Origin of the sequence: Falsochrobactrum ovis, assembly GCF_003259955.1 — a bacterium.
Lineage (GTDB): Bacteria > Pseudomonadota > Alphaproteobacteria > Rhizobiales > Rhizobiaceae > Brucella > Brucella ovis_A.
Window position 1 is genome coordinate 1 of record NZ_QLMK01000028.1, and the last position, 11,979, is coordinate 11,979.

An 11,979-nucleotide genomic window follows, 5' to 3' on the forward strand; every position below is an offset into this window, starting at 1 on the left:
GAAGCTTTCGATGCATGGAAAATTGCGGCCTGTTTCGCCTGAATATCTACGAGCCACGGGCCTTTCCGGTCAGAGAAACTTAACGTGACAACACCTTCCATTGCTTTATCTGGTTCGCGTGCACGTCAAACTGCTGGGATAATTCAACTAGCGTCTGCTCGCCTCTGATCGCAGCGAGCGCAACTTTTGCTCTAAAGGCTGGGCTATGGTTCCGGCGTGGTCGTCTCGTCATGGTATCTCCTGTTCACGGCATCTAAGCCGAAATTAGGCAGAACTTCCACTTATCCTAGCTGTGCAGATTTCACGAGCCACTTCTAACTTTAGTAAGAACGCTGCCATTAGAAACTGGTAAGCTGATAAATTGATTTAGACTGAGTTGCTCGATCTGAAACTACAAATTACCTATCAGAAGATAGGCATTATTCAAGGGCGAGCGCGTTTCACACGCGCTCTCCCTGCCGCATAATGGTTTTCCATATTGGGGGGAGGGCATACCATCCTGCGGCAGTGTATCTTAATAGTTTTAGAATTGAAACTGAGTTGCAACGAGGAAGGTACGTCCGCGTCCTCCACCATAGATACTTAGCGCAGGGGTGTAATTTTTGTCTGCTACGTTAAGTACTTGAAATGATAGATCTGCATTCTCAGTAAATTTATATTTCGCAAACAAATCTACCAATGTGTAGGCTTCACTTTTATCGCCATCGAGCGTTTTACCGCTTGATACGTGATGGACACGAGCACCAGCTTCCAGTTTGCGCTCAAAGAAACGACCACCACCCGTGAAGGTTACAATATTTTCTGGTAGGTACTGATTTCCACCTAGATAATTCTGTTCGGGCAATTCAGATTTTGCGTGAGTGTAGGCAAGCGCCGCAAAAACTACACCAGCATCATATCGTGCATCCAGTTCAAATCCACTGACTTTTGAAGTGCCTTCAATATTGGCAAAAGAACTGTAGTCACGCGCCAAAGTAATATAATCTTCTACGCGCATTGTGTAATAATTGGCTTTAATGCGCAGACTGTCTTCAGTGGTGAATATGCCATCTTTAGCCACATTCAACCCAAATTCCCAACCGCGCTGTTTTTCAGGCCGTAGATCAGGGTTGCCGTGCATTGTACCGGCACCAGCATGGGCTACACCGCCAAGAAATGACTCCTGTAGTGTTGGCGTACGCATTGAATGAGCATAAGTTACATAGGGTTGGAGCCAATTTGTAACGTTATACGCAAGAGTTATTTTAGGGCTTAGTTCGCTATCGCTGTTTGTAATTGTGCCATCTTCGTTTTCAAGCTTGAAATAATCATAGCGAAGACCAGTTATCAACTCGAAGTCTTTATAGTTCCAGGTAGCTTCTGAAAATGCTGAAAATTTATTGGAATTTGCATCAACTGGATTAACGCCTACTTCATTACCTCCAGCTTTATCGTGAGCATATTCAAGGCCATTCACCCAGCTAACATTCACTTCACCGAGATTAAAGCGTGATCTATTGGCTGCATTCACACCAGGCGTCTCAGTTTTAACCTGACGACCAACCGCTGATCCATTGCCGCCAGTCCAGTTCTGTAAGGTGGCATTGTAATAAGCATTCACATCAAGATTGATGAGGTCATTACCAGTAGGATTATAGTTGTACTGTGCGAACACTGTTCGGTTTTGTAAAAACATGTCATAAAGAACTGGCGCGCGAAAACCGGCCTGATAAGTGCCGTAATGGTTATTATAAAGAACGCCACCTAAAGTCAGGTTATGATCTTCACCAAATCCAAATTCAGCTTTAAACAGTCCTGAAGTAAGTTCTTGTCCAGTTTTTTCGACCGTTACGCCGTCGCCATTTTTAAAATTTTTGGAATCCCTACGACTGATTGCAGCAGCAATGCCCACAGAATTCATTCGGGTTGCACCTGCAAGCATTTCAGAGAAGCCAGTACCGTTGCTACCCCAGGACGCGCGCCCAAGTACACCAGTGTTTTTGCCTTCAAGTAAAATATCATCAACGCCTAATGTGCGGAAATTAACACTTCCAGCGTGTGCGCCCCCGTTTGTTGTTGTTTCAGCGCCACGCTGTATGTCAATTTGAGAAAGTAAATTAGGGTCTACGTAAGTATAACCTGCAGAGCCATGGTCTGAATTTCTATAATTTTGTGGAACGCCGTCGACCATCATTTTTACTCGGCCGGAGCCTTCAAAACCACGAATATTTACAGCAATACCGGGGTTGGATTCATTAATTGCAGTAAAAACCCCTGGGGTACCACGTAATACATCGTCAAGTTTAACGGCACCGACACGATTAATGGTGTCGTGATTCACGACATCAACTGGGGCTGGTGTGGAGGTTGGGGATTTCGTCGTTTGAAGTATGGTGATAGTCTTTAGGTCTACGCTTCCCGCTTCAGGATTAATTGATTGCTCTTGTGCAGATGCTGAGAAAGCTGTTGCCGAAAGTATGGCAACGAGCCCGGTAGTTGAAAATAGAAACGTACGTCTGTCCCCGCTTTTTGCCCACATTGCCGTAATTCTCCTGAGTGTTAAATTTTCATGCCCGTGGATGAAAATCATTATTTTCAATAAGTTAGGAGGCTTCTCATATTCAGAGCGCATTGCTGGCTAGGGGATGATCCCGTGGCTGGCTCGTAGAATTATCGCAAGATTAAACTTGACTAATATCGTCCAGTAATACACAAAATAATAAACATGACTCAGATTGTCAACTAATGACTCGCAATATTGACTGGGGTGCAGGAAAATTACCGAGGTGGGAAAGTGAATAGGCGGATCCATATCGATATGCAGGTAAATCTGCCGCGAGAACGCTCTGAGATAGGTACCGTTAAGTGGTCAGGGGGCTCAGATGAGGGTGAGGGAAGGGTGCACAACTCACAAGTTTCACTCAAGACAGTGAATAGTAGTGATCTTTTTAAAGGTTCTCGGGAAGTAGCTATCGAGCATGCAGGCGCACTCTATCGCTTGAAAATCACGCGCCAAGGCAAGTTAATTCTTAATAAATAGGCGAAGAGCATGACACTAGGGACTAAGCCATCTCCAGAGCAAATTTTACAAGCCCGTGCAGAAAACCCTAAAATCAGAGAAAGGGATTTTTCTTCCAAGCTTGGTATTTCAGAAGCTGAATTCGTCGCAGCTCATTGCGCTCATATTGATAGCGCTGCGATGTCCGCCCGGCGAATTGATATCGATATTAAGGCACTTTTAGATCGTGCGCCCGGCTTCGGTGAGGTCATGACATTAACGCGCAATGAAAGCGCAGTACATGAAAAAATCGGAACATTTGAAAAGACTTATTACAGTCAACACGCCTCTATGGCGTTGGGTCCGATAGATTTACGCATTTTTCCAAAGCACTGGGTTTATGGTTTTGCTGTGAATAAGCAGGATGGAGAGCTTACACGCCATAGCCTACAGTTTTTTGATGCAGCCGGTGAAGCTGTTCATAAAATTCATTTAAGGTCTGCATCTAATGTTGAGGTCTATAAGAAATTTGTAGAAGAGTTTCTTTCCGAAGACCAGGGTCCTTCAATAGAGGTCAGTCCTTACTTTGATAATCCGAAAACGCAACTTGAAAACGTGGATGTCACATCCTTTCGGGATCGGTGGGCTGCATTAACAGATGTACACCAATTTGTAGGGTTGCTTAAGGATTTTAGCATAAATCGTCATCAGGCAGTTCGACTAGCAGGAAATGAATTTGCTTGGCGGGTTGATCCCTCAAGTGTCGAAGCAATGATGCGACATGCTGTTGATCAAAAACTTTCAATTATGTGTTTTGTTGGAAGTCGTGGATGTATTCAGATCCACACTGGGCCCATCTATGAAATTAAATTAATGGGACCATGGATTAACGTTTTAGATCCAACATTCCATCTGCATCTCCGTGGTGATCATATTAAGGATGCATGGGTTGTACGTAAGCCTACTAAAAATGGCCATGTAACATCAATAGAAGCCTATGACAGCACGGGCGAACTGATTATTCAATTTTTTGGTGAGCGACATGAGGGCCAGATAGAGCTACAAGATTGGCGCATGATCGTGGAAAACCTTCCGCGCTTACCTCTCTCAGATGCTGCGTAGGGAGGATAGATGTATCAGCTGTTTTCTTTCCAATGTTCTAAAGTAGCGTATGCCGCTTTAGCATTGTTCATTGCGTCAACTGATATTGTTTTCGCAAGCCCCTTTCAAAAGTTTGAAGACACATCACGCATCGTATCTATTGGTGGTTCCATAACAGAAATCATTTATGCGCTAGGCGCGGAAGAACTGTTGGTTGCACGAGATCAAACTAGCACTTATCCCGAAGAAGCTACAGCTTTAGCTGATGTGGGATATATGCGCCGCTTATCCCCTGAGGGTGTGCTTAGTGTTAATCCTAGCGGGATTCTGATGTTAGAGGGGAGTGGGCCGCAAGAGACGATTGATGTGCTCAACCGAGCATCTGTACCTATTGTCACGGTACCTGATGCGCACTCTGCTGAGAGTGTCATTCAGAAAATTGAGATTGTGGGCCAAGCATTAGGTCTTGATCAAGAAGCTAGGAAACTAGCAGATAGTGTAGCAAAAAATCTTAATGCCGTGCAAAAGCTTATTGAAAATAAAAAAGAAAGAAAACGCGTTCTATTCATTCTTTCAGCGCAGGGCGGTCGTATTAACGCAGCGGGTAAAGGGACTGCTGCGGATGGCATTATTAGACTTTCTGGCGGTGTGAACGCGATAGACGCTTTTGAGGGCTATAAACAGCTCACAGATGAAGCAATCGATAAGGCAGCTCCTGATGTGATTCTAACCATGAATATAGGCGCTGATAGTGTTCTAAATGAAGATCTTCTAAAAAATCCTGCCTTGGCTCATACTCCAGCTGGTCGCAATAATAAAATAATTCAAATGAATTCCCTTTATTTATTGGGCTTTGGACCTCGTACTGGCGCTGCTAGCCGAGAATTAGCCCAGAAGCTTTATGGTACTGGCGATGAAAAATAGGCCTGTGTCTAAGTTTATGTTTATAAAGGGATTTTTTTATGAGTAGCCGGCTGGTTGCACGCGCTGAATTAGCCCAGAGCGAAGACAAAAAAGATATTTCGATGGGAGATCGTGCAGCTCGTGCTCGCGTGGGCATTATATTACTTGGGCTTGCTCTACTACTGACTTCGATATTTAGCCTAACTGCAGGCGCCTCAGATGCATCTGCACTGGCGGCATTCCGTACATTGATTTTTGGGCTCACTGAGGGAATAGAAGAGTTTAGACGCGACTATCTTATAATCATGGAGATAAGATTGCCGCGTATAGTATTAGCAATATTGGTCGGATCGGCTCTTGCTGTCTCTGGCGCAGTGATGCAGGGGCTATTTCGTAATCCTTTAGCAGATCCAGGTCTTGTTGGTGTGTCAGCCGGGGCTGGACTTGGTGCTGTTGCTATGATCGTAATTGGCGGGACAATTTTGGCGCCGCTCTATACATTATTTTCAATCTATGCTTTGCCTTTAGCGGCGTTTGCTGGCGGCGTTGCCACTACATTTTTGCTCTATAGTGTGGCCACGCGCCGAGGACAAACCTCTGTTGCTACGATGCTATTGGCAGGGATTGCCCTCGGGGCATTAACAGGAGCGGCAACAGGTCTGCTTGTGTATATTGCTGATGATCGTCAGCTTCGCGATCTTACTTTTTGGGGCTTGGGATCTTTAGCTGGCGCAACATGGACTAAAATAGGAGCCGCTGGGCCAATCATTGCTGTTGTTTTGATTGCTACACCATTTCTTGCACGAGGACTAAATGCGCTTGCCTTGGGCGAGGCAGCTGCCGGACATTTAGGCATTCCAGTGCAACGTATAAAGAACGCAGCAATCATTACAGTGGCGGCTGCAACGGGAGCGACGGTTGCTGTTTCTGGAGGTATTGGATTTGTCGGCATTGTCGTGCCACATATGTTACGCTTAAGTATTGGGCCGGATCATAGATATTTGCTCCCTGCATCTGCATTACTTGGGGCAATAATACTTTTACTCGCAGACGCAGTTAGTCGAACTATCGTGGCTCCTGCTGAGTTGCCAATTGGTATAATTACAGCCGTCTTTGGTGCGCCCTTTTTCCTCTGGATTTTATTGCGGCAACGCAGCCTTCTGGACCTTTGAGGCATAACGATGATCGAGACTAAAGACCTTAGCGTGAGAATCTCTGGCAAAAAGATTTTGCACGAGGTAAATTTTATTGCATTACCTCGTAAGTTAACAGTGATCGTTGGCCCTAATGGTTCAGGAAAAACCACTTTATTACGCGCTCTTTCAGGTGATTTCCCTTATTTAGGGCAGATCAGTCTTGATGGTGTTGATTTTGCATCAATTAAGCCATGGCAAATGGCAGCGAGAAGAGCTGTTTTACCGCAAGCAAGTGCCCTTTCATTTCCTTTCACGGTGCGGGAAGTTGTCCGTATTGGCCTCACGGGAGGCTATAGTGGCGTCCCGGCACGAGAACAGGAGTCTTTGCCTGAACTTGCTCTAGAGAAAGTTGATCTTGCTGGCTTCAGCGGACGTTTTTATCAGGAATTGTCGGGAGGTGAACAGCAGCGAGTACAGCTTGCACGTGTTCTATGTCAGGTTTGGAAGCCCGTTATTGATGGTAAGCCACGGTATCTGTTTCTAGATGAACCTATATCAAGTCTAGATATTCGCCACCAAATTGTGGTGATGGAAATCGCTCAGGATTTTGTTAGGTCTGGGGGAGGGGTGATAGCAGTTCTGCATGATCTTAACTTAACCTCAATGTTTGCGGATTGCGTCGCAGTAATGCATAAAGGTAAGCTTGATGCTATAGGTTCTCCGCAAGAAACGCTCACTAATGAGCGTATCGCTCGAGTATATGAATGTCCACTTAGAGTTGGTGTTCAGCTACCCAGCGGGGTGCCGTTTATTCTACCGCAGTCAGCCTATTCATAAGTGAATTCATAAAAAGAATTTAAATAAGGCGAGCCATCAGCTCGCCAGTTGTTCATTTTCAATATCTTCTAGACCGAGCAGTGCACGCACATTAGGGTGTAGTTGCCCCCGAAAGATCGGCCATTTTTACTGGTTAACTTGCTCCGCGATAAACTCACGGGGTGAACGATATCCTAAAGCTTTATGTGGGTGAAGCTCATTGTAATGCTCGAACCATAAAGGCAATGATTTGATAACGGTTTTTGCGTCTGGGGTGGGATTAACGCTGACATAGTCGCGCTTGAAGGTTTTGACAAATGCCTCAGCCATACCATTTGATTCCGGGCTTCTGACAGGCGTTGTTCTGGCCTCCATACCGATATCCCGAAGTAGCGATTTTGTGTCTTTGGCAATGAAACAGGAGCCATTGTCGGTTAGCCATTCAATTTTGTGCGGCAAAATATTGACTGAGCCAAAACGATACTCAACGGCAAGGATGGCTAAATCCTGAACATCTTGGCTCTTGATACCTTGTGTCGTTGCGACATGACCGAGCGTTTCGCGGTCACAGCAATCGAGAGCGAATGCCACGCGAACTTTTTCCTTGTTATCACAGGCGATCTCAAAACCATCTGAGCACCATCGAAGATTGGATTGCCCAACACTGACCTTTCCATCATGTTTCCGGCTTTGATGATCACCGGTATAGCGCTGAAGCAAGAGGCTGTGCTCTTTCATAACCCTGTAAACAGAAGTGGCTCGTGAAATCTGCACAGCTAGGATAAGTGGAAGTTCTGCCTAATTTCGGCTTAGATGCCGTGAACAGGAGATACCATGACGAGACGACCACGCCGGAACCATAGCCCAGCCTTTAGAGCAAAAGTTGCGCTCGCTGCGATCAGAGGCGAGCAGACGCTAGTTGAATTATCCCAGCAGTTTGACGTGCACGCGAACCAGATAAAGCAATGGAAAGATCAGCTTCTTGAGGGGGCGACCGGAGTTTTCGGCGATGAGACCAAGGCGGAACCAGCAGGTCCTACCGTCGACGTCAAAACGCTTCACGCTAAGATCGGCGAGCTAACTCTGGAAAATGATTTTTTATCCGGTGCGCTCAGCAAGGCGGGATTGCTGGGCGGAAAGAAATGATCGACCGCACGCACAAGTTGTCGGTCACACGACAAGCCAAGCTTCTCGGCTTTAGCCGCAGCAGTGTTTACTATTCACCACGCCCGGTATCGGATGGCGATCTGGCACTCATGCGCCGGATCGATGAATTGCATCTGGAATATCCATTCGCGGGAAGTCGCATGTTGCGGGGGCTTTTGAAGGGAGAAGGGCTTGAGGTTGGTCGGCTGCATGTCGCTACGCTGATGAAAAAGATGAGCATCGAGGCGATTTACCGTCGCCCAAACACCTCGAAGCCAGCGCCAGGGCATAAAATCTATCCTTATCTCCTGCGCAAGCTAGCGGTCACCAGGCCCAATCAGGTGTGGGCAATGGACATAACCTATATTCCGATGGCACGTGGTTTTGTCTATCTGTGCGCTGTCGTCGACTGGTTCAGCCGCCGGGTCCTGTCATGGCGACTGTCAATCACGATGGAGGCTGACTTCTGCATCGAAGCGGTTGAGGAAGCGATAATCCGCTATGGAAAGCCTGAAATATTCAACACGGATCAAGGATCACAGCTCACTTCCATCGACTTCACCAACGTGCTGAAAAAGGCAGAGATCGCCATCTCAATGGATGGCAAAGGCGCGTGGCGGGACAATGTCTTTGTCGAACGGCTCTGGCGGTCAATCAAATACGAAGAGGTTTATCTTCACGCCTACAAGACCGTGTCCGAGGCCCGCACTGGCATCGGCAGATATCTAAAATTCTACAACAGCCGACGGCCACATTCATCGCTTGACCGACAGACACCGGATCAGGTTTACTTCAACGAGCTGACACCAATGATGGTGGCGGCATAATTGCGGCGGAAATCCACTTAACAAAACGCCCGAAACTGTTCAGACAAACCGAACCACTTCTAAGTTGAAGAGGAAGATGAATACCATTTCTATGCACTTGATACAGCCGGGAAGGAAACAGGCCTTATCGTTTCGGGTAAACAGGAAGCTTTCCAATGAAGTTGCAGGGCTCTAGAATAAAAGCAGGCCAATGGTTTGATCCTGGTTTGTGTGAAATTCGTACGCATCAATCTGTTATACAAGAAATGGCGCAGAAGCGGGTCGTGCTTTTAGGAGAACGACATGACCGCTATGATATTCATCGCTGGCAGCTATATGTGTCTGCGTCGCTTCTCGCATTGCATGGTGATCTTGCTTTGGGTTTTGAAATGTTTCCCCGTAGGCTCCAGCTGATACTTGATGATTGGGTTGCCGGTAAGCTAGATAAAGATCAGTTTCTCAAATACACTGAATGGGGCAAGGTATGGGGCTTTGCTGCTGACCTCTATTGGCCATTGTTCCACTTTTGCCGTGAGTTCAACGTGAAGATGTTGGCACTGAATTGTCGTCGAGATCTGGTGACTCGAGTTGGAAAAGAAGGCTGGGAGGCTATTCCAGAGGAAGATCGTGATGGTTTGACCCCAGCGCGGGCAGCCAGTTTGGCACATCGTGAGCATCTTTTGCATCTCACTAATGGCGGCCCCCCATTTATGTTAGGAAAATCTGCAGATGCACCAGAATTTGATCGTTTCGTCCGTGCACAGCAAACCTGGGATAGGGCTTTTGCATGTAATATTGCGACCTATCTGGAGAATAGGCCAGAAGCTTTAGTTGTTGGTATCATTGGACGCGGGCATATGGAATATGGTTTTGGTACGCCGGACCAGCTCGATGATCTAGGAATTGATAGGGTTGGAATACTGCTAACTGAAGATATTTCTGACAAGCATGGTTCATGGAGACAAACTAAAATAGCTGACGCATTATTTGGATTACGTAGCTACAGATAAACGGCTGTTACAAGTACATCCTCTTCACGGTCCTGAAAAGGCCAAGAGCCAATCGTGGAGAGAGTATTTGAAATTGACCCGGCTCTGAACGTTAGTCCCTTATGGCGTTTGTTTGGAATTACACTAGATTCTGAAACAGAAGAGATTATTCGGCACTACCAGGCCCTACCGCCAGAGCTGCGTCAAATCTTTAGGGATATTCTTAACGCAATTGCCCCAAAGCCAGATACACTTGCGCCCAATCATCCGATCCCAGCTTTTCAAGCGAATGCTGAGGTTTCCCAATTACCAGATCCCACGTGACCTGAGCCCCGCAAACACCTCCAGATTTTGGTAGAGTCCAATCCTTGGTAGGAGATGGACAATGAAACGCTCACGGTTTTCAGACGAACAGATAATCGGGATGATTAAAGAGCAGGAAGCTGGAACGCCGACTGCACAAGTGTGTCGCAAATATGGAATTAGCAGCGCCAGTTTTTATAAATATAAAGCCAAATTTGGTGGTTTGGAAGTTTCCGATGCGCGCAAGCTGAAAGCATTGGAAGAGGAAAACGTTAAGCTAAAAAAGCTGCTGGCCGAGACGATGCTTGACAATGCTATTTTGAAAGATGTTGCTGCAAAAAAATGGTAACGCCCGATGCTAGGCGGGACGCAGTTGTTCATGTCTGCCGTGAGCCAGCGTCGGGCGTGTGCCGTTTTATGTATTGATCGATCAAGTGTGCGCTATCGTCGTAAGCGTCCTGATGATGCGTATATTCGTGAAGCAATGAAACAAGTGGCCTCCGAACGACGGCGCTTCGGTTATCGGCGTATTCACGTCATGCTGGAACGACAGGGGATCATCATGAACCTGAAGAAACTGCGTAGATTATATCAGGACGAGAAGTTGACTGTGCGCAAGCGTGGTGGGCGCAAACGAGCTCTGGGAACGCGCAGGCCGATAGTTTTACCATCGCGAGCCAATGAACGATGGAGCCTGGACTTTATCAGTGATGCCTTCACAGATGGTCGTCGATTTCGGGTTCTTGCTGTCGTTGACGATTTCACGCGGGAGTGTCTGGCTTTGGTTCCCGACACATCGCTATCAGGTCTGCGGTTGGCACGCGAGCTGGATTACCTGATCAGTCAACTCGGCAAGCCACGAACGATAGTTTCTGACAACGGGACAGAAATGACCAGTCATGCCATTCTAAAATGGTGTCAGGAAACAGGCATTGAATGGCACTACATCGCGCCGGGCAAACCAATGCAAAATGGCTTTGTCGAAAGTTTCAACGGTAGTTTCCGCGATGAATGCCTAAACGAGACCTTGTTCTCATCGCTTGCTCCGGCGCGCACTGAGATCAAAGCATGGAAGGATGATTATAACAAAAATAGACCGCACTCTTCACTCGGCAATGCTACGCCGAATGAGTTCGCCATAAAATGGCTCTAGAAAAACGGGCCGCTTAAGGCCAATATTAAACGCTAAGACTCTCCTGAAAAATGGAGGAGTGTTGGGGCTCAGGTCACAGGTTCTTGATCCTTCAGAGTTTTAGCCCTCTTGTGGAACGACTAAGCGCTGAGTTTGGCCAGATAATACGCCTATTTTTTACTTTGATTCACCGGGATATATAGGCAAATTGACTACCTAAACACTCGCTTGGAAGGTGTCCTGGAACTTGCTTGCTCTATGGCCTTCATCACAAGTTTGAATCCAATCGGCAGTTACGATTCATAAAACTGATTGGACGCATATCGTATAAAACATAACAATGGGTCCATGGAGAGAGAACCCACTGTAGTGCATCTTCGGCGCATTGATCGAAACAAGAACATGTCCCGCTATTATAGCTTGGGGTGTTGTCACGTTAACTGGGCTACAGTTGCCTGCCTGACGGTTTGGGCGTAAATTTTGGCGATGCAGACATCAGATATCATCTTCAAGCGTCACCGTTTTCCGCCACAGATTATTGCTCATGCGGTGTGGCTTTATCTGCGGTTCAACCTTAGTCTGCGTGAAGTTGAAGAAATGCTGCTTGAGCGTGGAATTGACGTATCATACGAGACAGTTCGTCGTTGGATCGCCAAGTTCGGACCCCAGA

8 protein-coding genes and 4 pseudogenes are annotated in these 11,979 nt (G+C 46.7%); 9 read left to right on the forward strand and 3 right to left on the reverse strand.

Translation table 11 applies throughout. From position 1 onward, the window contains the following. Positions 1–94: 94 nt before the first annotated feature. Positions 95–232: pseudogene (locus C7374_RS15485) on the reverse strand (transposase); the annotation flags it as partial. 291 nt (positions 233–523) lie between these two features. After that, the gene (locus C7374_RS15490; protein WP_210205162.1) at positions 524–2,518 is read right to left on the reverse strand and encodes a TonB-dependent receptor domain-containing protein; all 1,995 of its coding nucleotides are present in this window, start codon (positions 2,516–2,518) and stop codon (positions 524–526) included. Between the two features lie 279 nt (positions 2,519–2,797). Here C7374_RS15490 and hemP point away from each other — a divergent pair, with 279 nt between their 5' ends. From hemP to C7374_RS15515, 5 genes are all read left to right on the forward strand, one after another. Beyond that, positions 2,798–3,019, forward strand: a complete 222-nt coding sequence (gene hemP / locus C7374_RS15495; protein WP_170130263.1) for a hemin uptake protein HemP — start codon at positions 2,798–2,800, stop codon at positions 3,017–3,019. Positions 3,020–3,028: 9 nt separating this feature from the next. After that, on the forward strand, positions 3,029–4,099 hold the full coding sequence (locus C7374_RS15500; protein ID WP_111576505.1) for a hemin-degrading factor: 1,071 nt from the start codon (positions 3,029–3,031) through the stop codon (positions 4,097–4,099). A gap of 9 nt (positions 4,100–4,108) precedes the next feature. Next, positions 4,109–5,002, forward strand: a complete 894-nt coding sequence (locus C7374_RS15505; protein ID WP_111576506.1) for a heme/hemin ABC transporter substrate-binding protein — start codon at positions 4,109–4,111, stop codon at positions 5,000–5,002. A 101-nt stretch (positions 5,003–5,103) separates the two neighbouring features. Continuing rightward, on the forward strand, positions 5,104–6,153 hold the full coding sequence (locus C7374_RS15510; RefSeq protein WP_374850765.1) for a FecCD family ABC transporter permease: 1,050 nt from the start codon (positions 5,104–5,106) through the stop codon (positions 6,151–6,153). Between the two features lie 9 nt (positions 6,154–6,162). After that, on the forward strand, positions 6,163–6,954 hold the full coding sequence (locus tag C7374_RS15515; RefSeq protein ID WP_111576508.1) for a heme ABC transporter ATP-binding protein: 792 nt from the start codon (positions 6,163–6,165) through the stop codon (positions 6,952–6,954). Between the two features lie 126 nt (positions 6,955–7,080). On the opposite strand, the pseudogene C7374_RS15520 reads toward C7374_RS15515, so the two are convergent. Further along, a pseudogene (locus tag C7374_RS15520) lies at positions 7,081–7,692 on the reverse strand (DDE-type integrase/transposase/recombinase); the annotation flags it as partial. Positions 7,693–7,767: 75 nt separating this feature from the next. Here C7374_RS15520 and C7374_RS15525 point away from each other — a divergent pair. The 4 genes and pseudogenes from C7374_RS15525 to C7374_RS15545 all read left to right on the forward strand — a co-directional run. Next, positions 7,768–8,906 (forward strand): IS3 family transposase gene (locus C7374_RS15525; protein ID WP_111576509.1). Its coding sequence is split into 2 segments (ribosomal slippage): positions 7,768–8,026 and positions 8,026–8,906, totalling 1,140 coding nucleotides; the frame shifts between segments, so codons are not numbered across the junction. A 155-nt stretch (positions 8,907–9,061) separates the two neighbouring features. Continuing rightward, the gene (locus C7374_RS15535; RefSeq protein ID WP_111576510.1) at positions 9,062–9,895 is read left to right on the forward strand and encodes a ChaN family lipoprotein; all 834 of its coding nucleotides are present in this window, start codon (positions 9,062–9,064) and stop codon (positions 9,893–9,895) included. A 364-nt stretch (positions 9,896–10,259) separates the two neighbouring features. Then, a pseudogene (locus C7374_RS15540) lies at positions 10,260–11,330 on the forward strand (IS3 family transposase). 465 nt (positions 11,331–11,795) lie between these two features. Further along, positions 11,796–11,979 (forward strand): annotated as a pseudogene (locus C7374_RS15545) (IS6 family transposase); the annotation flags it as partial.

Coding starts and splice junctions, on each gene's coding strand:
- C7374_RS15515 (WP_111576508.1), top strand. CDS start 6,163: ATGATCGAGACTAAAGACCTTAGCGTGAGAATCTCTGGCAAAAAGATT.
- C7374_RS15510 (WP_374850765.1), top strand. CDS start 5,104: ATGGGAGATCGTGCAGCTCGTGCTCGCGTGGGCATTATATTACTTGGG.
- C7374_RS15505 (WP_111576506.1), top strand. CDS start 4,109: ATGTATCAGCTGTTTTCTTTCCAATGTTCTAAAGTAGCGTATGCCGCT.
- hemP (WP_170130263.1), top strand. CDS start 2,798: ATGCAGGTAAATCTGCCGCGAGAACGCTCTGAGATAGGTACCGTTAAG.
- C7374_RS15500 (WP_111576505.1), top strand. CDS start 3,029: ATGACACTAGGGACTAAGCCATCTCCAGAGCAAATTTTACAAGCCCGT.
- C7374_RS15535 (WP_111576510.1), top strand. CDS start 9,062: ATGAAGTTGCAGGGCTCTAGAATAAAAGCAGGCCAATGGTTTGATCCT.
- C7374_RS15490 (WP_210205162.1), bottom strand. CDS start 2,518: ATGTGGGCAAAAAGCGGGGACAGACGTACGTTTCTATTTTCAACTACC.